Raw genomic sequence first — 24,632 nt, 5'->3', positions numbered from 1 at the left:
TTTTTAACTACGTTATAGTACTTATTTTTGTTAAAAAATATTAAGTGCTATGAAAAATACAAACTCACTCTCGCAATCACACAAAATTTTATTCTTAAATACCCTGGCTTTCACTGTGTGTTTTGCCTGTTGGACATTAAATGGAGTTTTAGTAACCTTTTTAGTTGATAATGGTATCTTTCACTGGAGCGTTGTTCAGGTTGGATGGCTTCTTGGAATTCCGATTCTGACAGGATCTATTATGCGTTTACCAATTGGTATTCTTACGGATAAGTTTGGAGGAAAATATGTTTTCTCATTATTGCTTCTCCTCTGTTCAATCCCTTTATTTTTACTGCCTTTTGCAGATAGCTTTATAACGTTTGCTTTGCTAAGTTTTTTATTCGGAATGGTGGGTACCAGTTTTGCAGTCGGAATTGGCTACACTTCCATTTGGTATCCAAAAGAATGGCAGGGACGCGCTTTGGGAATCTTCGGAATGGGGAATGCCGGTGCCGCAATCACTACTTTTTTAGCGCCTTCATTACTAAATCATTTTTCTATTGAAGATCCTCAAAATGGCTGGAAAATACTTCCTGTAATTTATGGTGTAGCGTTGGTAGTTATTGGAATTGCTTTTTTAATTTTTGCCAAAAACAAGAAAATGGAAAACAATACAAAAAGTGTTTCTCAAATGCTTCAATCTCTTAAATCTGCCCGAGTTTGGCGTTTTGGAGCTTATTACTTTTTAGTTTTCGGATGTTTTGTAGCTTACTCACAATGGTTACTGCCCAATTTCATGAACGTGTATCAAACGAGTTTAGTGATGGGTGGATTATTTGCAACGCTTTTCAGTTTGCCATCTGGTGTTATCAGGGCTTTTGGAGGTTATTTGTCTGATAAGTTCGGCGCCAGAAAAGTGATGTATTGGGTTTTAAGCTCTTCCGTAATTTTAAGTGCCTTATTAATGATTCCGAAAATGGAAATTACGACAACCGGACCTGGAGTTTTAGCCAGCAAAAAAGGAATAATAACAGAAGTTTCAAACGAAAAAATTAAAGTTGGCGATACTGATTTTGCCGTTGCTCAAAAGAAAGAAAACGAAAGCGAAAATGCTATTTTTCCAACCAGAACTTCCTGGCAGCAAGTGGTTGTTCAGCAAAACCAAACAGTAAAGAAAAAAGAATTACTGGCAAAAGGAATTACTGTAATAAAATTCGATGCCAATATGTGGGTTTTTCTTGTTTTGGTTATTCTAATCGGAATCTCTTGGGGAATTGGAAAAGCGGCAGTTTACAAACATATCCCGGAATATTTTCCAACTGAAGTTGGTGTTGTTGGCGGAATGGTGGGAATGATCGGTGGTTTGGGCGGTTTCTTTGGTCCGATTATCTTTGGATACTTACTGACCGCAACCGGAATCTGGTCAAGTTCATGGATTTTTATTTTGGTATTTTCCGTTATTTGTCTGATTTGGATGCATTATACCATCACCAAAATAATGAACGAAAAACAGCCTGTATTGTCACGTGTTATCGACAGACAATAATTCAATTTTCATAGTTAATTAATTTCGGCGAAAGCCAAATAGTTCTAATTTCTCTGCTAAAAAGAGCTTTTGATTGATTTCAAAAGCTCTTTTTGTATTTTTGATTCTCTGCTAAATAATCAAATAAGGTTATCAAGCATTTGTTTGTTCTTTATTTTTGATTAAAAAGTCATTATTAAACAATAAGTACTCCCACTGTATCTTACTCATTTTGAACAACAAAAAATTCCACTTATTTTAAATTCAAAATAATTTAAAAATATGACTTTTATCATTTAAGAAAACCCTATTAATCTTATAAATTTGTGGCTCATCAAAATAAAAGGAAAATGAAAAAACTAAGAATACTTATCTTATTAGTATTAGGAGGAATGAGCGCTTCAATTCAGGCGCAGGAATTAGATGTAAATTTACAAGTTAGACCTCGTTTTGAATACAGAAACGGCTACAAAACACTTTTACCCGAAGGTCAGGAAGGAACTTCTCAGATTTCACAACGTTCTCGTTTAAACTTCAATTACAAACAAGAGCAGTTAACCGTAAAACTGACCCTTCAGAACACAAGAACATGGGGAGATGTTGTACCTACGGCGACAGCAGATAAAAATGGAGTAGCTGTTTTTGAAGCCTGGGCACAATATGATTTTACCGAAAAATGGAGTGCCAGAATGGGCCGCCAAGTACTGTCATACGATAATCAGCGTATTCTGGGAGAGCAAGACTGGGGACAGCAGGCACAAAGCCATGATGCATTAACAGTTTCTTTTCATTCTGAAACACAGAAATTAGATTTGGGAGGAGCTTACAATTCAACTGCTGAAAATATTCTTCAGACTCCTTATACGGTAGCAAGTTACAAAGCGTTGCAATATGCCTGGTACCATACTGCCTTTGATAAATTAGGAGCAAGTTTATTGTTGCTGAATACAGGTTATGAATACGCTAATGCCGATGCTAAACTATTGGTAGATTATAAGCAGACTTTCGGAACATATCTGTCTTATAAAACAGACAAAATCGACAGTAATTTATGGTTGTACGGACAAACAGGAAAAAGCACAGATTTACAAGTAAGCGCATGGAATGCCGCTGCTAACTTTGGATACAATATAACCGAATCCTTCAAAGCTGGATTAGGATATGAATTTTTATCTGGAAAAAGAACAAATGACGGAAGCACAGTGATTAAATCTTTCAATCCAATATTCGGGACCAACCATGGTTTTAATGGTTATATGGATTACTTTTATGTTGGAAATCACTTAAACAATGTTGGACTTCAGGATGCATTTATAAAATTAAACTACACTATTAATAAATGGCAATTTGCTTTGATTCCACATGCATTTTTAGCTGCTGCTAAAGTTGTAACACCTTTAAATGAAAATTTAGATTCCTATTTAGGAACAGAGATTGATGCGACTTTTGGTTATAATTTCAAAAAAGACATTACTGTTTCCGGAGGTTATTCTCAAATGTTTGGTTCTAAAACTTTGGAATTTATTAAAAACGGAGACGCCGGCCATACCAACAATTGGGCTTGGTTGATGATTTCTGTAAATCCTAGAATTTTTAGCTGGAAAAAATAGTTTTTCTGTAAAATTAACTTATATATTTTAGCCTTTTCCTATTTCGGAAAAGGGTATTTTTTTTTACTTATCAAAATCTTATTATATGTTTTAATTAGTTATATTTGAATCGATTATGAACCCCCAATTCTATCCCAATGAAACAATTTTTAAAATTATCTATGTTAACCTTTTTTGTAACTCACACTGGTATTGGTCAAAAGTTCAATGAGACTTTGATTTCAAAAAACTCAGAAATAAATTTTGCAAAAACACAAAAAAGAGGAATTAAAAAAAACAACATTATTTATTATGTTGAAAATGATCTACAAACCATATCTGCCTACAAAGGAAGCAAATTGAAATGGCAAACCAATGTAATTTCCATTTGTGGAGAACCAAAACGTGGAAATCCTGAAATAAGATATGTGGGTTATAATACAGACAAACTGCTTATCGTTATGGGAAAACATAATTTTGCAGAAATTGACATCAATAATGGCATAACAACACTTGTTGGTTAGGATTAAAAAGTATAAAAGCGATATTTAACCTAATTTTCTAAAATATACATTTTTAATTTACCCTTTTTCAGTTTTGGAAAAGGGTATTTTTTTTGGTTTACATAAATTATTTTGCAGTTTTAATTGATATATTTGGTATATGAAGAGAATTATAAAACTAATATTCATAATAGTAGTTATTCTTTTTTCTAGCTGTGAAAAGAAAGTTACAGATTTAGAATTTGAGAAAAATGTTATGACCGAAATTTTTCCAAGTTTAATCGATTCAACCTGCATTGATATGAGAATCTTTTCAGAACCACCTCCTATTGTAGGCGAAATTATATACGACAACGAAGGAAATTATATTCGTGTAGATTCTACAAAAGGAACTAATGAACAAAAGCAAAAATTATTAGACTGGAAAAATCATATAAAAAATATTGAAAAAGATACATCTAAAATAATTATTGGATTTGATCCATTAATAAGAGACAATTCTCGAGATTTAAAAGAAGATTTCAAAACACATTTTAAAAATTCAAAGATCTTTTTATCAAAAGAAAAAAAAGAAACTGAATACGTTTTTGATTTTAAAAACATAAAACTCAATAATAAATTTCGACTTAAAGACATTGCTCTATTTCCAAAAGATAATAAAGCAATTTGGAAAGCAAAATACGATTTTATATTTGGAGGGGTGGTTTCATTTTCTAGAATACAATTTAATAAAAATAGACAATTTGGAATTTTAGATGGCGGTTTTGTTTGTGGCAGACATTGCGGACAAGGATTTAGAATTTATATTAAAAAAGTCAATAATAAATGGATTATTGATGAAGTTGAAGGAACTTGGGTTGCTTAATCTTTTATTCTCCTTTTAAAATTTCTTGTAAATGAAACTCATAGCCTGGAATTGCAACATGGCATTCAGAAAAAAAGCAGAATTCATTCTGCCTTATCATCCTGATATTGTCGTAATTTCTGAGTGTGAAAATCCTGAAAAACTAAAATTTCCCACCGATACAAAACTACCAACGGATATTCTTTGGTACGGTACCAATCCACACAAAGGAGTTGGCGTTTTCTCTTATGGCGATTATCGGTTTCAATTACTGGATTGCCATAATCCGAGTTTTAAAAACATTCTGCCAATAGCAGTTACTGGCGGAAAAGTTGATTTTACCTTGTTTGCTGTTTGGGCCAATAATCCCGCCGATAAAGACGGTCAATATGTAACTCAGGTTTGGAATGCTATCAATTATTATGAAGATTTAATTAGGGAAACCAAAACGATTTTAATTGGCGATTTCAACAGCAATACCATTTGGGATAAACCTCGAAGAGAAGGAAACCATACGACAGTAGTAAATCAACTGGAATCAAAAAAAATCTACAGTACGTACCATAAATATTTCAATCAAATTCAGGGTAAAGAAGAGCATCCTACTTTGTATCTTTATCGTCACGAAAACAGGCCTTATCATCTTGATTATTGTTTTGCTTCAAATGATTTTATCGAAGTTCTCGATCATGTCGAAGTTGGAACTTATCAGGACTGGACCATGCACAGTGATCACAAGCCTTTAATTATTAATTTTAATATATAATCATGAATGACACCTGGACGGAAAGATGGAACGACCGCTACAGCAATGAGGAATTTGCGTATGGCGAGGAACCCAATAATTTCTTTAAAGAACAAATCGAACAATTAAATGTTGGAACCATTCTTTTTCCTGCCGAAGGCGAAGGCCGAAATGCTGTTTATGCAGCCAAATTAGGTTGGAGAGTTGCTGCTTTTGATATCAGCGAAGAAGGAAAAAACAAAGCTTTAAAACTAGCGCAAGCCAACAATGTAAAAATTGACTATAAGGTTGGTGCATTAGAAACGCTAAATTATCAACCCGAACAATTTGATGCAATCGCTTTGATTTACGCTCATTTCCCGGCGGAAATTAAATCATATCTTCACAAAACACTTGAAACTTATTTACGAAAAGACGGAATCATTATTTTTGAAGCTTTCAGCAAAAAACATTTAGAATATCTTGCTATTAATGATAAAGTTGGAGGACCAAAAGATATTGCATCTTTGTTTTCTATTGAAGAAATAAAAGCTGATTTTCCTAACTACGAAATCATTCAATTGGAAGAAACAGAAATTGAACTGAACGAAGGTTTATTTCATAACGGAAAAGGCTCTGTAATTCGATTTGTTGGAAAGAAAAAGTAAATCAATTTGACTGACTGCCTAGATCAAGTATAGTTATACTAAATAGTAATTTAAAAATACAGTCAAAAAAATATTCATATCCAAGATAATTCGTAAATTTGGAAAAATACTAATGAGATGGATTTACAGACTAGAAAAATAGAATTTGTACAAGAGTTTCTGAAAATTCAAAGTGAAGAAGTAATTTCTCAACTTGAAAATTTATTAAAAAGCAGAAACAAAAAAAATGAAGACGAAAATGAATTTTTCAGCCCATTTTCTATTGAAGAACTTAATAGTAGAATTGATCAATCAGAAGATGATTTTAAAAAAGGAAAATATAAAACAACTTCACAACTTCTAGAAAAATATAAGTAATGAAATTGAAAGTTGTGTGGTCTGATTTTGCTGAAAATGAAATTGATAAAATCTATAACTATTATCTGCAAAAAGCAGGAATGAAAGTCGCTAAAAAAATTATTAAAGAAATCATTTCTGAACCTAATAAGCTTATAAATAATACATTTTCAACACAAGTCGAAGATCTTTTATTAGACAGAGAAAATAAATATTTATATCTAACTTGTAACAATTACAAAATTATCTATTGTATTGACGATGAGAAAAAGTTGATAAAAATTTCAGACGTTTTTGATACAAGGCAAAATCCTGGTAAAATTAAACGAACAAAATAATTGAGACGCACCGCAATGCGTCTCAACAGAACATCTCAACTAAATTATCTTAATTTTTATATTTCATTCCCATATCTTCAATAGAGAATTTGTCCGTCAATAAATGCAACAATTTATCTCTTAAGGTAATATATTCCGGCATTTTTACAATTTCAATTTTGTTTCTCGGCCTTGGCAAATGCACTTCTACAATTTCTCTGATAGTTGATGCCGGACCATTATTCAATACCACAATTCTATCAGATAAAAACAAAGCTTCTTCAATATCATGCGTGATCATTACGATCGTTTTTTCCCTGTTGTCTAAATTCCACAATTTCAAAACTTCCAACTGCATCGATCCTTTTGTTAAGGCATCTAAAGCACCAAAAGGCTCATCTAAAAGCAATACTCCCGGATTGATTGCAAAAGCTCTCGCAATGGCAACACGTTGTTTCATTCCGCCCGAAAGCTGTCCCGGTAATTTATCTTTATGCTCAAATAAATTCACCATTTTAAGGTTCTCAATCACAATTTCGTGTTTCTCTTTTTTAGAGCAATTCATAACCGAATCAACAGCCTGAAAGATATTTTGTTCTACCGTTAACCAGGGTAAAAGCGAATAATTTTGAAAAACGATTCCGCGATCCGGTCCTGGCCCTTTTATTTTTTGATTGGCTAATTCGACAGAACCACCTGTTGGGGTCAACATACCGCCAATAGCATTCATAATAGTCGATTTTCCACAACCTGAATGTCCGATAATCGAAATGATTTCTCCTTTTTGAATGGATAAATTAATATCACGAACCGCAATGTATTTCCCTTTTGGAGTTGGAAATGATATCTCTAAATTTTTGATTTCTAAATAACTCATATGTGTAATTTTAGATTGTTGATTTTAGATTTTAGATTTTAGATTGAAAAACCTTTGAACCTTTGCTCCTTTGTACCTTTTAAACTAAGCCTTGTAAGCCACTTTATTTTCCACGTAAGTGAAGAATTTATCGAATATCAAACCAACTATTCCGATGATGATGATGGCTGAAATTACTTTTTCTAAACTTAAGGCGTTCCAGCTGTCCCATACGAAGAAACCAATTCCGGCTCCGCCTGAAAGCATTTCTCCGGCAACAATTACCAGCCATGCCACACTGATACTTAAACGTAATCCGGTAATTATATGCGGCAAGCTAAACGGAATTAAAATTTTAGTCAGATAACGCATTTTAGAAAAGCCAAATGCCTTTGCTACATTTTTATGATCCTGGGGAATAGAAGCGATTCCGAAAGAAGTATTGATTAAAGTAGACCATAAAGACGTAATGAAAACGATAAATATGGTTGCCAAACCGGTGTCTTTAAAAACGACCAACCCAATAGGAAACCATGCCAAAGGCGAAACTGGCTTTAAAAGCTGCACAATTGGATACATAATTTGCTTGCAAATCGTGCTCGCTCCCATCAAAATCCCGATTGGAATAGCTACTAACGAACCTAATAAAAAGCCTAGTAAAACGGTTTTTATTGAATTGAATAATTGCAACCCGATTCCTTTATCATTTGGTCCGTAATCATAAAACGGATCGCTTAACATTTCTTTCAAAACGGTAAAAGTAGCCAACGGTCCAGGCAGTGCATCTTTGGTATAAAAACTCAATAAACTCCAAAAACCAATAAATAATGCAATTCCGATTCCTGCAAATGCCGTTGATTTTAGTTTAATCAAAATTGAATTTAAAATCAATTTTGATTTCTCTTTTCTTCCACTATCAATTGCGGTATTAGGCATCAAAACTTCTGTTTGATCCGCGATATCGTTTAGCGTTAAGGTATCTTTATTAGACATGATATTCTGATTTAAATTAAAAATTATTTTTTAACCGCTTTTAAGTAAGCCTCTGGATTTGAAGGATCAAAAATCGTTTTATCCATTGTGAGCGAGAAAGGTTTCATATCATCATTTGGTACTTTTACTTTCATGCTTTTGGCTACTTCTTCGTATAAATCCTGTAAAATCAATTTATCAGCGATTGCTTTATAATTTGGTGCTTCTTTTAGGTATCCAAATCGAACATATTGCGCCATAGCCCAAATAGCATAGGATTTTCTAGGATAATTTACAAGACCGCCTTTGTAAAACAACATATAATCTTTTGCATAAACTTCCGTCCCCTGGTTACAGCCCAAATCATAATTTCCCATTAATCTATTTTCAATAACATCAGCAGGAGCATTTACATAAGGTGCTTTCCCAATTATTGCAGCTGCTTTTTTACGATTTGCCGGATTATCCAGCCAAATACAAGCTTCTAAAACGGCTTTCATCACTTTTACAAGATCAGTTCTTCTTTTTTCGCTGAATTCTTTGTTTACAACCAATGCTTTTTCAGGATGATCTTTCCAGATATCTTGCGAAGCGATTTGCGTAAAACCAATTCCCTGTTTTACAGCGACTCCTCCCCAAGGTTCTCCTACACAATATCCATCCATATTTCCAACTTTCATATTGGCTACCATTTGCGGAGGTGGAATCGTAATAATTTTAGACGTTTTTTGACTTACACCTGCAATTGCCATCCAGTTTCTCAGCCATAAATCGTGCGTTCCCCCAGGAAAAGTCATGGCAAAAGTCACTTCTTTTTCTGCTTTAAGCTTGGCCGCCACAACTGGCGCAATTTTATTCATTTGTTTGAAACCTACTTTGCCACAAAAATCATTTGAAAGTGTGATCGCCTGACCATTCACATTTAGCATCATGGCGATTTTCATTTCAGAACCTGCTTTTCCTCCTACCCCAGTGTAAACCGAAAACGGCATTGAATACAGACAGTGCGCTCCATCTAATTCACCGGTTAAAATTTTATCACGAACATTAGCCCATGAAGATTCTTTGGTTACCACAACTTCAACTCCGTATTTTTTAAACAATCCTAGTTCTTTTGCCATTACGATTGGAGAGCAATCTGTTAGTGGAATAAATCCGAGTTTTACAGGATCATTTTGAGCTGAAACTTCTGAAAAAGAAACGGCTAGAACGAGTATTAAAGTTAGTATCACTCTTTTGAAAACTTCTGTTGTGTTTATCAGTATTTTTTTCATTTTTAAGAAATTTAAAAGTTATTTTTTTTATTTTTTAGCTAAAAAATTCGGTTTGATATTTAGCATTACATAAGCAAACTGTGGGCTTAAATCAGCATTTGCAACATTTTTAACCGCTGCCGAAGCCATAGAATTCGTTGCTTTCATGAAAGAATAGCCTGCTTCGATATTGACGATTTTGGTTAGATTGTATTTTACCAGTAAATCCAATTCGGTTCCTAAATAAGAGTTTAACTTCCCTCCAGCGCCATTAGATAAAGTGTTTGCCGACTCAAAACCGTGAATGTCCAATGCGAAACTTAAATTGTCTTTGGCATTATATTTTATTTTGAAGAAGTAATCCAGCAAACCTTGTTTCCCAAAACCATTGGCTGCATAAAAATAATCCATGCTTCCCCAGAATTTATGAGGCGTCCCGTAAAGCGGATCAAATCGATTGTCTTTTGAATCGGCCGTAACTGTTTTGGTTCCGTCATCTCCAGATAAAAAATCAACTCCAGGGCCAATGAACAATTTTCTTCCTACTTGTAAAGTTGATGTAATCGAAAACAAATTGGCATTTAATGATCTTCCATCTTTGTTTTTTCCACCTTGATAGTAGTAACTTCCCATTAAATTTAATTTTCGGGTCACATTGGTGTTGAAATAAATTCCTGTTGTATTTCTGCTCCAAACCCCTGTTCCATTTACTTTTGTAGTTACGGCCGGAGTTCCTGCAGTCACTAAAGTATATTTGTTGAAATCATCTTTGAAGAATAAAAAAGATAAGTCACCAAAGAAGAATTTTCTCCCCACATAAGCATATTGAAACGATTTGTACATAGTCCCAATTCCGTTAGTTCCTGCGCCATAAGCCGGGTTAGTACCATTATAAACTGTTCCCGTATTATTTTCTTTATTCTGGTTAAAAGCAGCTCCAACATCTGCGATCCAGCCTTTATTGGCAAATTTAAAAACGATCGCATCATGACGTCTTCCTTGTTGCAACCAGTCTAAACTTCCTAAAACTTTTTGATCATCATAAGAAATTTCCTGACGTCCGGCTTTTATAGACAGATTCTGAATCGTACTAACGGTATCATTCAAAAAAATCTCCGCCCAGGCTTCGTGCAATAAAATTCCGTTATTTGCTTCAGTTGTTGTTCTGTTGATAGAGGAAGCATCCTGTCCCCAAACGCGAACATCTTGTAGCGTCGTGAAAATTTTAAATCTATAACCAGAATATCCGGCACTTAATCTTGTTCTCTGACTTGTAAATAAAGCAGCTTTATCACCTTCTTGTTGTAAAGTTCCTTGTCCGGCACGCATTTCAACACGGTCTCTTAACTGACCTGTAAGTGTAAATTGCGCTTTTGCTTCATAGCTTCCTAACATTGTAAGTACAAAACCTAATAGAATAGATTTTGAAAGTTTAGATGTAAAAATAGTACCGTGGTTTTTTAAAATAGGATTGGTTAATTTGCTCATAATAATTTGTTTTGATTTGTATGAAGCAAATTTATATACGTATAAATACTTAAGTACAATACTTATGCCATGTTAAAACATTTTTTTTAACCAATAAAAAGCGTTTGAAAGTCAATTTGTTTTCTGCGTTTTCGCATGAAGTTGGCACTATGCCCCGTAAAACAAGAGGTTTAAGGGATTACGTAATTTAACTTAATTGGAGAATGAGGAAATTAGATAATTAGATAATTTTTGGGATCTTGAAAAAAGAAGAAAGAAGAAAGACATGAAAAATCTGATTTCCAATTGTTACCGTAGAAAACGTGAAACCTGAAACCTGAAACTTGAAATCTGAAGCTTGAAATCAACAAACCTGAAACAAAGAAAACCTGAAGCCTGAAACTTTTCTTCTTTTAAAAGTATTTATGTTCCATGATTTCTGACTGAAGTTTTGGAATGGCGAGGATGCCAATTCTTTTGCCTACAGTTTTTATTAAGGCTTCTTTTTTGAGGCTTGACAGCACACGAATGACTTGTTCTTCAGTCGTTCCGGCGAAGTCTGCTATTTCTTTTCTTGAAAGTTCAATTTCAATTAGGCCGTTTATTTGCCCAAATTTTCGGTGGATGTACAATAATAAATCAATAACGCGCTCACGTACATTCATATGGGCAATTTTACGGATATTGTTTTCGCTTTTATTGAGTTCATCGGCATAAAACAACATTAAGGCATACGTAAATTCAGGAACGTTCTGAAGAATTTCCATCATGGTTTCATTGCTGAAATTACACAAAACCGTATCTTCAAGAGCATAAGCACCAATAAGATAGCGTTTACTTGTTCCAAAACCTCGAAAACCAATTGTGTCTCCATTTTTAGTAAGACGAACAATTTGTTCTCGGCCGTTAATTCCGGTTTTAACCGTTTTTACTTTTCCTTTACATATAAAATAAAGTCCCTGAATTGGAGCACCTTCAATGATAAACTGCTGCGATTTTTTGCAAACAAAACTATGTTTCTTCTGAACATATTGTTTCATTTGTTCTAAATGCAGATGCTTTTTAATAAAACAGTTCTCGTTGGCACAGGTATAACAAATTGCTTGCTCGTCTTTCATGAGTTCTAAATTTTAACCGATTTAAAAACTAATTTGTTGTTCCTCATTTATTTTCATCAAAAATAGAAAAAAAAATTCAAAAAATACGTATTTATACGTAAAAATACTTATTTTTGTCTAAGTCAAATACGTGAGGCATTTACGACTGGGCATAATTACTATAGTTGTATTTAAAAAAGAAGCTGTAATGCAAAATACCAAAATGAAAACTACCTGTTCATATTGTGGCGTCGGCTGCGGAATTATCGTCACTAATGATGCCAAAAATGGTGTGATGGTAACGGGCGACAAAGATCATCCTGTCAACAAAGGAATGTTGTGTTCTAAAGGAATGAATTTGCATTACGTAGTCAATGATACTTCTGACCGAATTTTATATCCGGAAATGCGTGGGAGCAAATCCTATCCACTGGAGCGCGTAAGTTGGGATACCGCTCTTGATCGCGCTGCAGCGGTTTTTACTTCTATCATAAAAAAACACGGACCAGACAGTGTTGGTTTTTATATTTCAGGCCAATGTTTAACGGAGGAATATTATTTAGTCAATAAATTGGTAAAAGGTTTTTTGAAAACCAATAATATAGACACCAATTCGAGACTTTGTATGAGTTCTGCGGTTGTGGGTTATAAAAAGACTTTTGGAGAAGATTCTGTCCCAATTGCTTATGACGATATCGAATTGGCTGATACTTTCCTGATTACCGGTGCAAATCCGGCCTGGTGTCATCCTATTTTATTTAGAAGAATTGAAAAACACAAAGAGAATAATCCAAAAATAAAAATTATTGTAATTGATCCGAGACGAACAGACACGGCTGCTTTTGCCGATTTACATCTGCAAATTATTCCCGGATCTGATATTATTTTATACCATGCGATCGCCAGACGTATTATCGAAAAAGGATATGTTGATCATGATTTCGTAAAAAATAATGCGGAGAATTTCAAACAATACAAGGACTTAGTTTTAGGGACTTCGCTTGAAAAAGCTTCTAAACTGTGCGGAATTTCCGTAAACGACATCAAACTTGCCGCCGATATTATCGGAAAAGCAAAAGGTTTTATTTCGCTTTGGGCCATGGGACTAAATCAAAGTGCTGTTGGTGTTGATAAAAATACTGCTTTACTAAATTTGTCTTTACTGACAGGACAAATTGGAAAACCGGGTTCAGGTCCATTTTCATTAACCGGACAACCTAACGCTATGGGCGGACGAGAAGTGGGCGGAATGGCGACACTTTTGGCCGCACACAAAGACATTGCAAATCCGGAACATCGCAAAGAAGTGGCTGATTTTTGGGGAGTTGACGAAATCTCAGACAAACCGGGATTGACTGCAACCGAAATGTTTGAAGCATTGGAATCTGGAAAAATGAAAGCCGTTTGGATTATCTGTACCAATCCGATGGTAAGTTTACCGGATTCCCGACGTATTGAAAAAGCGTTGCAAAAGGCCAAGTTTGTTGTAGTTCAGGATATTTCACATAACGCTGATACCTCAAAATATGCCGATCTTTTATTGCCTGCCGCCGGCTGGTTAGAAAAAGAAGGTACAATGACGAATTCGGAACGTCGTATCTCTTATTTACCAAAAGGAATTAATGCTCCCGGCGAAGCACTTCCGGACATTGAAATCTTAATTCGTTTTGCTAAAAAAATGAATTTCAACGGTTTCAATTTTAATAGTGCCGAAGAAGTTTATAAAGAACATTGTGCACTGACGAAAAACACCAATATTGATATTTCATTTTTAAATTATCATCGCTTAAGAACCGAAGGCACTTTTCAATGGCCTGTTCCTGATTATGGACATCCGGGAACTCCCCGTCTTTTTACTGATAAAAAATTCTATACGCCATCAAAAAAAGCAATTTTCAATTTACCAACGGCTATTGAAAATACTTCGGAACAACCAAGTCCGCAATTTCCTTTTATCCTTACTACAGGCCGAGTTCGTGATCAATGGCATACAATGACGAAAACAGGGAAAGTATCGCGATTGATGACGCATACGCCAAGTCCGGTTTTAGAAATTAATCCTATTGATGCTTATAAAAACGACATCAAAAATGGTGATATCGTAATCGTTTCCAGTAAAAATGGAGAAGTTAGGGTAAAAGCAAAAGTGACCGATTCGATCAGAGAAAAAGTGGTTTTCTTGCCGATGCATTGGGGAAAACAGCTTGATAATGATTTAAACCGTACGAATAACTTAACGAATACCGTTGTTGATCCTGTTTCAAAAGAACCTGATTTTAAATACACCACGGTTGCTATTACAAAATATGTAAAACCTTTCCAGAAAATTGCCATTGTAGGCGCCGGAGCAGCAGCGTTCCGATTTATTCAAAATTATCGAGAATTCAATTCAACCGATGAAATTATTGTTTTTTCGAATGAAGTAAATCCGTTTTACAATCGCGTTTTGCTACCGGAATACATGACAGGCGAATTTACCTGGCAACAGTTATTAAAAGTAAAAGACGGTGAAGCTTTAAGTAAACTAAAAATTACGATGAAAGCCGGCGTGGCAATTGATAAAATAAATGCGACGGCAAAAACCATAACAGATAGTTTAGGCGAAACCCACACTTTCGATTCTTTAATTTTAGCAACAGGAAGTCGTCCTTTTATTCCTGAAAATGCTCAGCTTCATTTACCGGGACGTTTTACCGTTCGTCGTAAAGAAGATGCAGACCGACTAAAAGCCTACCTTGACAATACTGGTTTACCTCCTGAAGAACAACATGTTGTTATCATTGGTGGTGGTTTATTAGGATTGGAATTAGCTGCAGCCCTAAAACATAAAAAAGTAAAAATCACTATAATCCAAAGGGCTTCACGTTTGATGGAACGTCAGTTAGATTTGATTTCTAGTAAATTATTGGCCGAAGAAGTTCAGCTTCGTGATATTCAGATTTATTTTGATAATGAAGTAAGTACTGTCTTTGAAACAGAGAATCCAAATGAACTGGAAATTGCACTGAAAAGTGGCAGAATCATTACGGCAAATACCATCGTGTATACCATCGGAACTATTCCGAATATCGAAATTGCCCGTGAAACCGGGCTTGCCTGCGGCCGCGGTGTAAAGGTAAATCAGTATTTACAATCTTCAAATCCTGACATTTATGCTATTGGAGAAATAGCCGAATTTGATAATAAATTATTCGGAATCACTTCTGCTGCTGAAGAACAAGCTGATATTTTAGCTAACTATTTAGCAGGTGATATTAGCAGTTATTACAAAGGCTCGGTTTTGATGAACATCTTAAAATTGGAAGATATCAATCTCTGCAGCATTGGAGACATTGAAATTCCGGAAAACGATGACTCTTACGAAGAAATTGTTTTTGCCGATTTAAAACAACGTTATTATAAAAAATGCATTGTTAAAAATGATTTGCTTGTTGGAGCTATTTTGATGGGCGACAAGAATGAATTTGCCGAATTTAAAACGATGATCGAAAGCAAAATCGAATTATCAGACAAACGAAATTCATTATTAAGAGGAAGTTCAAACGCTAAACCGGTGTTAGGAAAATTAGTCTGTTCCTGCAGTCAGGTTGGAGCCGGAAATATTGAAGAAACCATTAAAGGCGGTGTCAACAATTTCACGGATCTATGTAAAAACACCGGAGCCGGATTAGGCTGCGGAAGTTGCAAGACAGAGGTAAAAGAAATTTTAGCAAAATGTAAAGTATAGTTTCTTTTGTTTTCAGGTTTCACGTTTCAGGGTATTGGAATGCAAAGAACCTGAAACTAAAAAACTTGAAACTTGAAACAATTAAAGACATGGAATTGACAAGATTAATAGTAAAAGGAGGCGTTATATCGCCAGGTGAATTACGTGAAGTAGTCAATATGGCAATCGATCATGGTTTAGATTCGATTTCATTTGGTTCAAGACAGGATATAATTTTCCCAAAAGGATTAAATCTATCAAGCAAAGAAAAAATCGGGAAACATCATTTTGTTTTTCCAAATGAAAAAAGTGGTAACAACATTGTTTCATCCTATGTTTCTACTGATATTTTCAGAAATACCAATTGGCTTACGGGAAACAAATTCTTATATATTTTAGAACAGTTTAAAGAACAGCCAAAGCTAAAAGTCAATATTAATGATCCTAAGCAACAGTTAGTTCCACTATTTACAGGCCATTTAAACTTTATTGCTTCGGAGCATGAAGATTACTGGTTTTTGTACATTCGTCTGCCAAAATGGGAACGTATGGAAGTCTATCCCGTTTTGATTTATAGTTGGGATATTGCTACTTTTTATTATGAAATCGAAAAAATAGTAGCTGAAGAATCACATGGAATCGATATGATTTTTAGTTTAGTCAGCGAAGCATTAGACACTAATAACAGAACCATTGACAAACCCTTAAATGTACCGTTTTATCCTTTTCCATATTACGAAGGAATGAACCGTATGGGGATTGATCAGTATTGGTTAGGTTTATATTGGAGAAATAATTTATACGACCTAGATTTCCTGAAAGAAATGTGTGATTTATGTTTTGATTGTAAAATCGGAAAAATATGTATCACACCCTGGAAATCGTTTATTGTAAAAGGAATTCCGAAAGATAGAAAACTGGAATGGGAGAAATTCCTGGGAAAAAAAGGAATCAATGTTCGCCATTCTTTATTAGAATTAAATTGGCACTTGCCAGTGGCAATGGAATGGGCTTTGAACCTGAAAACCTTTTTGGTTCGAACGCTTGATCAATTTGATATTAGTACCTACGGATTAACTTTTGGAATCTCTGAATACAATCGTGATGGTCATTATTTCACTTCGATCGTAGTCGAAAAAAATGAATTGCCAAAAGATTTAGAATCGATTAAAATTCGTGACACTTATAATGTTTTATTTGCAAAGAATTTTGATCCCAATACTCGTGAATATATCGTTCATTCGCAAGATATTGACAAATTAGAATTACCAACGATCCTGATTGAATTAAGCCGAAAATACTTTGAAGAACTTGGGAATTCTATTCCTGAATCAATTGAAAATACGCAGAAAAAAGAAAAACTACAATTGGATATTTACCAATGCCAGGAATGCCTGACTATTTATAATTCAGAATACGGTGATGAAAGTCAAGGGATTCCAAAAGGAATTTTATTTACGAATTTAGCTGAAAGTTATTGTTGTTCTTTATGTGAAGCTCCTAAAAGTAATTTTAAGATTTTGGAGGTTGTTGAAAATTAATTTCTATTGTTTTCGTGATTGTAATTTCTTATTCGTGAGAATTTCAAGGAAAATCTTAACAATATTGTATTTAATAATTGCTTAAATTTAGCTTAGCTAAGAATTACGAAATAATTGATTTCCAACTTCTTCTTAGTTCGAGACTATTATAATCAATAAAACGTACAATTATGATAAAAAGAACAACCAGAACCCCAGCAGTAAAAAATACGGAAACCTCAACTGCAGAACCTGCAAAACCAGCTACTGAAAATACTGCAGAAACCAAACCTGTTGTACAAAGTCCAGCCCTAAAAGCTCCAGTCAAAAGAGCTCCAAGAACAGCTGCGAAAGCCCCGGCGGCAACTATAAAAGCATCTGCAAAAACGCCTGTAAAACCAGCTTCTAACGCAACTCCAAAAGCAGTAGTTAAAAGAACAACAACCACTCCGCCGAAAGGCTCAACTGTAACTCCCGAAATTATCGAAATTAAAACGCTTTCCAGGAATGTGAGTGATAAACCACAAGCGATTTTAAATCTTGATGAAATTGCGATTGAAATTGTAAAAAATAAATCGAAAGATAAAAAGGTAAAAAATAAGCTAAAGGAGAAAAAAGAAAAAGCTAAGAAAAGAGAGAAAGCTATAAAGGCTGTTATAAAAAAACTTGAAAAAGCCAAATTAGCCAAATTTAAATCTGATTCAAAAAAGAAAGAAAAAAAGGAAAAAGAAAAGATTAAAAAAGCTAAGGCTAAGGCTAAAAAAACAGAAAAAGAAAAAGCAAAAAAGGGTAAATCAAAAGATAAAAAGAAGAAAAAATAGTATTTGAAGAAGGTTTGGCTTGAAAGTTGAACCTTTTTTTGTTTTATACGCACCTATGAGTCATTGCGAGGAACGAAGCAACCACACTATAAAACTAAAACAATATTTGACATTCTTCATGTGATTGCTTCGTTCCTCGCAATGACCACCTGAATTGTGTCAAATCACCCCCCAATCGCAATCATGCTGCGATTATCAAAATGCAAAGTCGGGTCGTCCATTTCAGAAACTGTAACCATTCCGGCTCTGACTTTCTTTTTATTTTTGATGGATTCTGAAATCAAATCGGTAATCGATTCGCCACTTCTAAAAGCTGTTAATAAATCAGTTTCTGAATTAGAGAACAGACAATTTTTGATTTTTCCGTTTGCCGTCAGGCGGATTCTATTACAGCCATCACAAAACGGATTTGTAATGGAACTTATGATTCCGAAATCGCCCTGAAAACCTTTTATTTTGTAGGTTCTGGCAGTGAAGTTTTTTTCATCTTCTAATTTTTGAATTTCTTCAGATGAAAATACATTATTTACTTCTGATAAAATCTCATTTTGAGAAACCATTTTGCTTCTGTCCCACTCGTTTCCGGCAAAAGGCATAAACTCAATAAAGCGAACTGAAATCGGTAAAAACTGCGTTAATTGAACAAAATCTGTAATTTCATTTTCATTGAAACCTTTCATCAAAACTACATTTAATTTTACTTTGAAATCATTATTTAAAAGCAAGTGTAAATTATCAATGACTTTTTCAAATTGGTTTCTGAGCGTTATAGTGTGAAATTTAGAGGAAACCAAAGTATCTAAACTCAAATTAATTTTTTTGATGTTAGCTTGTTTTAAAGCCTCAATATGACGATCAATTAAAATACCGTTTGTTGTAATAGAAAGTGAAGTTTCTAAAGTCGCTAATTTCGAAATAATCTCAGGGAAATCTTTTCTTAATAAAGGTTCTCCTCCTGTTAATCTAATTTTATCTACACCATTTTCTACGAAAGTCTGAGCCAAAGCAAAAATTTCATCAGCCATCATTAAACTGGCTTTTGGAGACAATACGATTCCGTCAGCAGGCATGCAATACGTACAACGCAAATTGCATTTCTCCAGTAACGAAATACGCAAATAATTGTGTTTTCGCCCAAAATCATCCGTTAAAATGGCTTTAGAGGGTGTCATGATTTTTTCCTTTTAAAATATGAAAAACGTGCATCACATGCGGAAAAACAGCGTCCATAGATTCTCTGGCTCCGTTTGTCGATCCTGGCAAAGCCAAAACCAAACTTTTCCCTAATGTCCCTGCAACCGTTCTTGATAACATAGCATATGGCATTCTTTGTTGACCGTAATTGCGAATTGCTTCTTCGATTCCCGGAATCCTGCTTTCCAATAATGGCGATAATGCTTCGGGTGTTACATCTCTTGGTGATAATCCTGTTCCGCCTGTAAAAATTACCAATTGATGTTCTTTGGCGAAAGCCTTTGTTTTTTCCTGAATAATATCAATTTCATCCGGAATAATCTCATAATGCGCTGTTTCAACTCCGTAAGAATCCAGTTTTTCAACGATGATCTTTCCTGAACGATCTTCCTTATCGCCTGCAAAAATGGAATCGGAACAAACAAAAACTGCTGCTTTTATTACGTTCGGAAATTTATTTTTGAAAGAAGATTTCCCACCTTCCTTATTGATTAATTTAATGGTCGAAATTTCGATTTCTTTATCAATTGGCTTCAACATATCGTACATCGTAAGCGCTACAATCGAAGCGCCGTGCATAGCCTCAACCTCAACTCCGGTTTTGTAAACCGTTTTCACATTGAAGATAATCTGAATCGTCAAACCTTCAATTTTATATTCCACAGAAGTAAATTCAATTGGAATCGGATGACAATCCGGAATTGATAAATGCGTGTTTTTAACCGCAAATAACCCAGCCGTTTTTGCCATTTCAAGCACATTCCCTTTCGGAACCAAATTATTCACCACAGCATCAATTGTTTCCTGTTTGCTGACTTTGACAATTGCTGTTGCTGTTGCGGCTCTTAATGTGCTTATTTTATGCGTAATATCTACCATTTTAGGTGTTTTGTTTCCAGGTGAATGTATCGTTTTCAAAAATTTCTTTGCCAAAAATCGGTACATCTGTTTTGATCCAGTTCACGATTGTTTCTGTTGCTTCATAAACTTGTTTTCTTCTTGTTGCCGAAACAAATACAAACAAACAAATTTCGCCTGCTTTTACCACGCCCAGACTATGATAAATGTGCATGCAGGTTAAATCGAATTTAGCGAAAGCCTTTTCACGAATTGCATGCAAAGCTTCGTTTGCCATATCGGTATAGGCTGAATAATCAATCGCAACAACCGTATTGTCGTGAATCACATCGGCACGAACTTGTCCTAAAAAAATATTATGTGCTCCAATCGTATGTTTGGATTGATGTTTAGCAATCGACTCCGCAATAAATTCAGGAGAAATTGGTCCTTCTACAAATACATTTTTACTCATTTTCTTTATTTTTTTGAGTTTTTCCGCCACAAATTCACGAATGATTATTTTAATTCGTGAATTCGTGGCGGAAAAATTTCCCTAATATGCAATTTTTTCTTTTATTATTTGGGTTAATGCCAAAGCCCCTCCGGCTATACTTTTTACATTTTTGAATTCCTTTTTCTGAAGGACTTCTACTGCTATCTTACTTCTTATTCCAGATTGGCAATACACATAAATCGTTTGATTTGGATTCAGTTTTTTAATTTCACTTTCTAAGTTTATCAATGGAATCTGAATTCCATTTTTGAAATTAATTTTCGGAAGTTCTTCTTCATTTCTTATATCCAAAAACAACACCCCGTCATTATCAATTTCATCTAAAATTGCTGAGGCAGATATTTCTTCTATTTGATTTTCAGTTACTTTATATTTTTCTTTAAAAGCTTCCATAGTCATAACTACATCAGTATTCTTTTCAAAGTCATACTTTTGCTGTTCATTATTTAAAACATTATAAACCAGTATTTTACCACTTAACACCTCGCCAATTTCTAGAACCATTTTGATTACTTCATTAGCCTGAAGCAGACCGATAATTCCAACTGAAATTCCTATAACTCCGGCATCTGTACAATTTAATGATTGACTGTTTTCATCTGGATACAAACACCTGTATGTTGGTCCGCTTTGATAATTAAAAACCGAAACTTGTCCCTGAAATCTAAAAATAGATCCGTAAACCATTGGCTTATTTGTGATTAAACAAGCATCACTAATTAAATATTTTATCGAAAGATTGTCTGTCGCATCAACTATAATATCATATTTTTCAAATAACGAAATTGCATTTTTTCCTGAAAGTTTTTCTGCAATTGTATTAACTTTCACTAACGGATTTAACTCAAAGACCATGGCTTTGGCTTCATCCACTTTGTATTTTCCAACAGTAGAAGTTTTATAAATTACCTGACGCTGTAAATTAGAAACTTCGATAACATCATCATCAACAATCCCGATTTCACCAACGCCTGCCGCAGCCAAATAAGGCAAAACAGCAGCACCCAAACCGCCTGCACCAATTATCAAAACTTTTGCTTTAGATAATTTGTACTGGCCAGCTTCTCCTATTTCAGGCAGAATTATTTGTCGGTTATAACGTGTTGAATCTTTCATAAAATTCATTTTAGCCTCCTGCAAAGGGTGGCAACAGAGCGACAACATCACTTGTCTGCAATTTATAATCGGTTGTTTTTGGTACTATTTTTTGATTGACAGCCACACTAAAACTAAGGGAATCGAATTGGTATTTTATTTCTAAATCCTGCAATAATTGTTGCAGTGAAACTTCAGAAAAAGCTACTTTTTCGAATTCACATTTAGTCTTTTCAGCCACAGCTCCAAAATATTTAATCTCAATCATTATTCTAAATTTAAATTCTGAAAGATAAATTCATCATCAAAATGCTCCTGAAAATAGGAAGTCAATTTTGAAGTATTTTTTACTACTTCTCCAATCACAATAATTGCCGGTGAAGAAATCTTTTTTTCTGATACCAATTTAGTAATTGAACTGATAGTTCCAATTACCTTTTGTTCCGTATTTTTTGTTCCGTTTTGAATGATCGCTATCGGCAAATCATCAGTACGGTTTTCTTTGTAAATAGAAATGATTTCTTCTAATTTATGCATTCCCATCAAAATCACAACCGTTGCAGCCGATTTTGAAGCCAAATATACATCTTTAGATAATTTGTGATCTGAAGTTGTTCCTGTGATTACCCAAAAGCTTTCTGCAATTTGGCGTTGCGTCAAACTAATTCCAACCGAAGCCGGAACTCCCAAAGCAGATGAAATTCCGGGAACTATCGCTGTTTCCAGACCAAATTTTTCTACATAATCAATTTCTTCACTACCTCTTCCAAAAATAAAGGGATCACCGCCTTTTAGACGCACCACATGACCATGACGATTAGCCATTGAAACAATCAATTCGTTAATCTGATCCTGCGTATAAGCATGACAGCCCAAGCGTTTGCCTACAAAAACAATTTCTGCATTTGCAGCGTATCCTAATAATTCTTCATTTACTAATGCATCATATAAAACAACGTCAGCATTTTCCAACGCTTTAATTGCTTTTAATGTAATCAATTCAACATCTCCAGGACCTGCGCCTACAATTGTTAATTTTGGTGTTTTTGAGTTTTGCATAACTTTTAACTTAAATTGATATTCAGGTCGTTTAATTCGTCAACCGAATTAATATTTGTTAAATGAAAGTTTTCACTTTCGTCAATATTGAGGATTTGATGCGGAATTTTCGCCAGCAAATCCATCATTTTTAATTCATCGTTATCAATTGCGTTTTTGATAGCGGGCAATACTTTTTTAGAATAAATCCCAATCAACGGATGTAATCTGCTTTCTGAAGCAAAAACCGTAATTTCAGCTTCATCATTATGTTTTGAAATTAGTTCTGATAATAACTCTGTTGATATTAACGGAATATCACAACTCAAAATCAAATTAAATTCGGTTTCAGAATTTGATAATGCCGTATATATTCCTCCCAATGGTCCTTTATCAGAAATAATATCCGGTATTTTTTGATACGGCAAATAATCATACTCTTTGGTTGCCGTTATTAATTTTACTTGTTCTGTAATGGGCAAAATCGCCTGAATAATATGTTCAATAAATGGTTTTCCCTGAAACAGCACCAATCCTTTTTCTGACTGCATTCGGGAACTTTTTCCACCACAAAGAATAAATACTGTTAGTGTTTCCATGATTGATTTTTTGTTTCAAGTTTCAGGTTTCAGGTTCTTACCAATATTGTGTTTTTCATTTGACCTTAATGATTGAAACTGTTAGCTATGTTTATTAATTCGTTTTTTCAAATATAGCCCGTGGTTTCAACCTCGGGAGACGTATCGTTAATCGTTTCATACTCCCAACGGTTGAAACCGTTGGCTATGTTCTTATATTCATTTCTAAAATATAGCCCAAGGTTTCAACCTTGGGAGATTTATTATCTAAGCATTTCAAGGAAAAATCAATTTAATGCTTGCCATTAAAATCACCGTTCCTAAAACAATTTTTAATGTTTTATTGGAGAAATAACCGCTGCCATAATAACCACCCAAAACGCCTCCTACAACGGCAATCGGAACCAAATAAAAACTTTCCGTCGGAACTGTTTTTCCTCCTAAAAAGAAGCCCATAATTCCGGCAAATGAGTTCACAAAAATGAACAAACTCGAAATCGCTGCCGATTCTTTAATCGATGCCCATCCCAAAAACAATAAAATCGGACTCAATATAATTCCGCCACCAATACCTAACATACCAGACAATAATCCAATAACAAATCCGATGGTCAAGGCAAGCGGAATATTAATTGTCACGGCTTCTTTTTCCTTAAAATTGAATATTCCGAATAATCTTAACGCTGCAAACACCAAAACCACTCCCAAAATAATTTTATAAATTGTATTATCCAAAGTAATAAAACCACCAATAAACGCTGCCGGAATCGAAGCTATTGCAAACGGATAAAACAATTTAGGCTTGAAATAATTCATTTTATAATAAAAGAAAAACGAAATACTCGAAACAAATAGATTCAATAATAATGCCGATGGTTTCATAACTGAAATTGGAAAAGCAAAAATCGTCATTAATGCCAAATAACCTGATGCTCCGCCGTGTCCAACACTGGAATATAAAAATGCAATCACGATTAATGCGAAGCTGAAAAGGATCATATTTTCGGAACTAAGGAGATTCATGTTTTTTTGTTTCAGGTTTTCTTTGTTTCAAGTTAAAGGTTCCAAGTTAGGCTATATGTTTAAAATTACACACTGCTGTTTAAGCTTGAAATTCTTTATTCTTTATTCTTTATTCTTTATTCTTTATTCTTTATTCTTTATTCTTTATTCTTTATTCTTTATTCTTTATT

General features: G+C 34.3%; 25 protein-coding genes. 11 read left to right on the top strand and 14 right to left on the bottom strand.

The window, feature by feature from the left end:
- Nucleotides 1–49 precede the first annotated feature (49 nt).
- The 8 genes from ASC72_RS18215 to ASC72_RS18180 all read left to right on the top strand — a co-directional run bounded on the left by ASC72_RS18215 (nucleotide 50) and on the right by ASC72_RS18180 (nucleotide 6,509).
- Nucleotides 50–1,528 (top strand): nitrate/nitrite transporter, encoded by a 1,479-nt coding sequence (locus tag ASC72_RS18215; RefSeq protein WP_056194096.1) that lies wholly within the window; start codon nucleotides 50–52, stop codon nucleotides 1,526–1,528.
- A 329-nt stretch (nucleotides 1,529–1,857) separates the two neighbouring features.
- Nucleotides 1,858–3,117: an alginate export family protein gene (locus tag ASC72_RS18210; protein ID WP_056194094.1), complete on the top strand. Its 1,260-nt coding sequence runs from the start codon at nucleotides 1,858–1,860 to the stop codon at nucleotides 3,115–3,117.
- Nucleotides 3,118–3,254: 137 nt separating this feature from the next.
- Entirely contained in the window at nucleotides 3,255–3,620 is a 366-nt protein-coding gene (locus tag ASC72_RS18205) for a hypothetical protein (RefSeq protein WP_056194091.1), read from the top strand.
- Nucleotides 3,621–3,759: 139 nt separating this feature from the next.
- Nucleotides 3,760–4,464, top strand: coding sequence for a hypothetical protein (locus tag ASC72_RS18200; RefSeq protein WP_056194088.1), 705 nt, complete (start codon nucleotides 3,760–3,762; stop codon nucleotides 4,462–4,464).
- Between the two features lie 31 nt (nucleotides 4,465–4,495).
- On the top strand, nucleotides 4,496–5,209 hold the full coding sequence (locus ASC72_RS18195; protein ID WP_056194085.1) for an endonuclease/exonuclease/phosphatase family protein: 714 nt from the start codon (nucleotides 4,496–4,498) through the stop codon (nucleotides 5,207–5,209).
- Nucleotides 5,210–5,211: 2 nt separating this feature from the next.
- Nucleotides 5,212–5,835 (top strand): bifunctional 2-polyprenyl-6-hydroxyphenol methylase/3-demethylubiquinol 3-O-methyltransferase UbiG, encoded by a 624-nt coding sequence (locus tag ASC72_RS18190; RefSeq protein WP_056194082.1) that lies wholly within the window; start codon nucleotides 5,212–5,214, stop codon nucleotides 5,833–5,835.
- Nucleotides 5,836–5,952: 117 nt separating this feature from the next.
- Nucleotides 5,953–6,192, top strand: a complete 240-nt coding sequence (locus tag ASC72_RS18185) for a hypothetical protein (protein ID WP_056194079.1) — start codon at nucleotides 5,953–5,955, stop codon at nucleotides 6,190–6,192.
- Entirely contained in the window at nucleotides 6,192–6,509 is a 318-nt protein-coding gene (locus ASC72_RS18180) for a type II toxin-antitoxin system RelE/ParE family toxin (protein ID WP_056194076.1), read from the top strand. The genes ASC72_RS18185 and ASC72_RS18180 overlap by 1 nt, the downstream gene beginning before the upstream one ends.
- A 49-nt stretch (nucleotides 6,510–6,558) precedes the next feature.
- Here ASC72_RS18180 and ASC72_RS18175 read toward each other — a convergent pair whose 3' ends face one another.
- The 5 genes from ASC72_RS18175 to ASC72_RS18155 all read right to left on the bottom strand — a co-directional run bounded on the left by ASC72_RS18175 (nucleotide 6,559) and on the right by ASC72_RS18155 (nucleotide 12,154).
- Complete coding sequence (locus ASC72_RS18175; RefSeq protein ID WP_056194073.1) at nucleotides 6,559–7,365, bottom strand: ABC transporter ATP-binding protein; 807 nt, start codon at nucleotides 7,363–7,365, stop codon at nucleotides 6,559–6,561.
- An 84-nt stretch (nucleotides 7,366–7,449) separates the two neighbouring features.
- The gene (gene ntrB / locus ASC72_RS18170; RefSeq protein ID WP_056194070.1) at nucleotides 7,450–8,337 is read right to left on the bottom strand and encodes a nitrate ABC transporter permease; all 888 of its coding nucleotides are present in this window, start codon (nucleotides 8,335–8,337) and stop codon (nucleotides 7,450–7,452) included.
- Nucleotides 8,338–8,360: 23 nt separating this feature from the next.
- The gene (locus ASC72_RS18165; protein ID WP_056194067.1) at nucleotides 8,361–9,590 is read right to left on the bottom strand and encodes a CmpA/NrtA family ABC transporter substrate-binding protein; all 1,230 of its coding nucleotides are present in this window, start codon (nucleotides 9,588–9,590) and stop codon (nucleotides 8,361–8,363) included.
- Between the two features lie 27 nt (nucleotides 9,591–9,617).
- A complete protein-coding gene (locus ASC72_RS18160) occupies nucleotides 9,618–11,057 on the bottom strand; it encodes an alginate export family protein (RefSeq protein ID WP_056194064.1) in 1,440 nt (479 codons plus the stop codon).
- 392 nt (nucleotides 11,058–11,449) lie between these two features.
- A complete protein-coding gene (locus tag ASC72_RS18155; protein ID WP_056194062.1) occupies nucleotides 11,450–12,154 on the bottom strand; it encodes a Crp/Fnr family transcriptional regulator in 705 nt (234 codons plus the stop codon).
- 187 nt (nucleotides 12,155–12,341) lie between these two features.
- Here ASC72_RS18155 and ASC72_RS18150 point away from each other — a divergent pair, with 187 nt between their 5' ends.
- Both ASC72_RS18150 and ASC72_RS18145 read left to right on the top strand, forming a co-directional pair.
- Entirely contained in the window at nucleotides 12,342–15,860 is a 3,519-nt protein-coding gene (locus ASC72_RS18150) for a nitrate reductase (RefSeq protein ID WP_056194059.1), read from the top strand.
- A gap of 89 nt (nucleotides 15,861–15,949) precedes the next feature.
- Nucleotides 15,950–17,380 carry a rubredoxin gene (locus ASC72_RS18145; protein ID WP_056194056.1) on the top strand — a complete coding sequence of 477 codons (1,431 nt, stop codon included), beginning with the start codon at nucleotides 15,950–15,952 and terminating at the stop codon, nucleotides 17,378–17,380.
- A gap of 103 nt (nucleotides 17,381–17,483) precedes the next feature.
- Here the strand turns inward: ASC72_RS18145 and ASC72_RS24020 are convergent, their stop codons facing one another.
- Nucleotides 17,484–17,807 (bottom strand): hypothetical protein, encoded by a 324-nt coding sequence (locus ASC72_RS24020; RefSeq protein WP_131725839.1) that lies wholly within the window; start codon nucleotides 17,805–17,807, stop codon nucleotides 17,484–17,486.
- 61 nt (nucleotides 17,808–17,868) lie between these two features.
- On the opposite strand from ASC72_RS24020, the gene ASC72_RS24015 reads away from it, so the two are divergent.
- Nucleotides 17,869–18,180 (top strand): hypothetical protein, encoded by a 312-nt coding sequence (locus ASC72_RS24015; RefSeq protein ID WP_131725838.1) that lies wholly within the window; start codon nucleotides 17,869–17,871, stop codon nucleotides 18,178–18,180.
- Between the two features lie 164 nt (nucleotides 18,181–18,344).
- On the opposite strand, the gene moaA is transcribed toward ASC72_RS24015, so the two are convergent.
- From moaA to ASC72_RS18100, 8 genes are all read right to left on the bottom strand, one after another.
- Nucleotides 18,345–19,352, bottom strand: a complete 1,008-nt coding sequence (moaA, locus tag ASC72_RS18135; protein WP_056194051.1) for a GTP 3',8-cyclase MoaA — start codon at nucleotides 19,350–19,352, stop codon at nucleotides 18,345–18,347.
- Complete coding sequence (gene moaCB / locus ASC72_RS18130; protein ID WP_056194048.1) at nucleotides 19,339–20,253, bottom strand: bifunctional molybdenum cofactor biosynthesis protein MoaC/MoaB; 915 nt, start codon at nucleotides 20,251–20,253, stop codon at nucleotides 19,339–19,341. The genes moaA and moaCB overlap by 14 nt, the downstream gene beginning before the upstream one ends.
- Before the next feature lies 1 nt (nucleotide 20,254).
- Nucleotides 20,255–20,686 carry a molybdenum cofactor biosynthesis protein MoaE gene (locus tag ASC72_RS18125; RefSeq protein WP_056194045.1) on the bottom strand — a complete coding sequence of 144 codons (432 nt, stop codon included), beginning with the start codon at nucleotides 20,684–20,686 and terminating at the stop codon, nucleotides 20,255–20,257.
- Between the two features lie 81 nt (nucleotides 20,687–20,767).
- Nucleotides 20,768–21,844 (bottom strand): HesA/MoeB/ThiF family protein, encoded by a 1,077-nt coding sequence (gene moeB, locus ASC72_RS18120; protein WP_056194539.1) that lies wholly within the window; start codon nucleotides 21,842–21,844, stop codon nucleotides 20,768–20,770.
- A 10-nt stretch (nucleotides 21,845–21,854) separates the two neighbouring features.
- Nucleotides 21,855–22,091, bottom strand: a complete 237-nt coding sequence (locus ASC72_RS18115) for a MoaD/ThiS family protein (RefSeq protein ID WP_056194042.1) — start codon at nucleotides 22,089–22,091, stop codon at nucleotides 21,855–21,857.
- A complete protein-coding gene (gene cobA, locus ASC72_RS18110) occupies nucleotides 22,091–22,882 on the bottom strand; it encodes a uroporphyrinogen-III C-methyltransferase (RefSeq protein WP_056194039.1) in 792 nt (263 codons plus the stop codon). The genes ASC72_RS18115 and cobA overlap by 1 nt, the downstream gene beginning before the upstream one ends.
- Nucleotides 22,883–22,887: 5 nt before the next feature.
- Nucleotides 22,888–23,460, bottom strand: a complete 573-nt coding sequence (locus ASC72_RS18105) for a molybdenum cofactor guanylyltransferase (RefSeq protein WP_056194036.1) — start codon at nucleotides 23,458–23,460, stop codon at nucleotides 22,888–22,890.
- A 255-nt stretch (nucleotides 23,461–23,715) separates the two neighbouring features.
- The gene (locus ASC72_RS18100) at nucleotides 23,716–24,462 is read right to left on the bottom strand and encodes a sulfite exporter TauE/SafE family protein (protein ID WP_056194031.1); all 747 of its coding nucleotides are present in this window, start codon (nucleotides 24,460–24,462) and stop codon (nucleotides 23,716–23,718) included.
- Nucleotides 24,463–24,632: the final 170 nt, after the last annotated feature.

Origin of the sequence: Flavobacterium sp. Root420 (genome assembly GCF_001427905.1) — a bacterium.
Taxonomy (GTDB): Bacteria; Bacteroidota; Bacteroidia; order Flavobacteriales; family Flavobacteriaceae; genus Flavobacterium.
The sequence above is the reverse complement of the archived record's forward strand: the minus strand, read 5'-3'. Positions and strand labels throughout refer to the sequence as shown.

Coding starts and splice junctions, on each gene's coding strand:
- ASC72_RS18215 (WP_056194096.1), top strand. CDS start 50: ATGAAAAATACAAACTCACTCTCGCAATCACACAAAATTTTATTCTTA.
- ASC72_RS18155 (WP_056194062.1), bottom strand. CDS start 12,154: ATGAAAGACGAGCAAGCAATTTGTTATACCTGTGCCAACGAGAACTGT.
- ASC72_RS18210 (WP_056194094.1), top strand. CDS start 1,858: ATGAAAAAACTAAGAATACTTATCTTATTAGTATTAGGAGGAATGAGC.
- ASC72_RS18150 (WP_056194059.1), top strand. CDS start 12,342: ATGCAAAATACCAAAATGAAAACTACCTGTTCATATTGTGGCGTCGGC.
- ASC72_RS18165 (WP_056194067.1), bottom strand. CDS start 9,590: ATGAAAAAAATACTGATAAACACAACAGAAGTTTTCAAAAGAGTGATA.
- ASC72_RS18160 (WP_056194064.1), bottom strand. CDS start 11,057: ATGAGCAAATTAACCAATCCTATTTTAAAAAACCACGGTACTATTTTT.
- ASC72_RS18175 (WP_056194073.1), bottom strand. CDS start 7,365: ATGAGTTATTTAGAAATCAAAAATTTAGAGATATCATTTCCAACTCCA.
- ASC72_RS18190 (WP_056194082.1), top strand. CDS start 5,212: ATGAATGACACCTGGACGGAAAGATGGAACGACCGCTACAGCAATGAG.
- ASC72_RS18145 (WP_056194056.1), top strand. CDS start 15,950: ATGGAATTGACAAGATTAATAGTAAAAGGAGGCGTTATATCGCCAGGT.
- ASC72_RS18205 (WP_056194091.1), top strand. CDS start 3,255: ATGAAACAATTTTTAAAATTATCTATGTTAACCTTTTTTGTAACTCAC.
- cobA (WP_056194039.1), bottom strand. CDS start 22,882: ATGCAAAACTCAAAAACACCAAAATTAACAATTGTAGGCGCAGGTCCT.
- ASC72_RS18105 (WP_056194036.1), bottom strand. CDS start 23,460: ATGGAAACACTAACAGTATTTATTCTTTGTGGTGGAAAAAGTTCCCGA.
- ASC72_RS18200 (WP_056194088.1), top strand. CDS start 3,760: ATGAAGAGAATTATAAAACTAATATTCATAATAGTAGTTATTCTTTTT.
- moaCB (WP_056194048.1), bottom strand. CDS start 20,253: ATGGTAGATATTACGCATAAAATAAGCACATTAAGAGCCGCAACAGCA.
- ASC72_RS18100 (WP_056194031.1), bottom strand. CDS start 24,462: ATGAATCTCCTTAGTTCCGAAAATATGATCCTTTTCAGCTTCGCATTA.
- ASC72_RS18115 (WP_056194042.1), bottom strand. CDS start 22,091: ATGATTGAGATTAAATATTTTGGAGCTGTGGCTGAAAAGACTAAATGT.
- ASC72_RS18195 (WP_056194085.1), top strand. CDS start 4,496: ATGAAACTCATAGCCTGGAATTGCAACATGGCATTCAGAAAAAAAGCA.
- ntrB (WP_056194070.1), bottom strand. CDS start 8,337: ATGTCTAATAAAGATACCTTAACGCTAAACGATATCGCGGATCAAACA.
- ASC72_RS18185 (WP_056194079.1), top strand. CDS start 5,953: ATGGATTTACAGACTAGAAAAATAGAATTTGTACAAGAGTTTCTGAAA.
- moeB (WP_056194539.1), bottom strand. CDS start 21,844: ATGAAAGATTCAACACGTTATAACCGACAAATAATTCTGCCTGAAATA.
- moaA (WP_056194051.1), bottom strand. CDS start 19,352: ATGACACCCTCTAAAGCCATTTTAACGGATGATTTTGGGCGAAAACAC.
- ASC72_RS18180 (WP_056194076.1), top strand. CDS start 6,192: ATGAAATTGAAAGTTGTGTGGTCTGATTTTGCTGAAAATGAAATTGAT.
- ASC72_RS18125 (WP_056194045.1), bottom strand. CDS start 20,686: ATGAGTAAAAATGTATTTGTAGAAGGACCAATTTCTCCTGAATTTATT.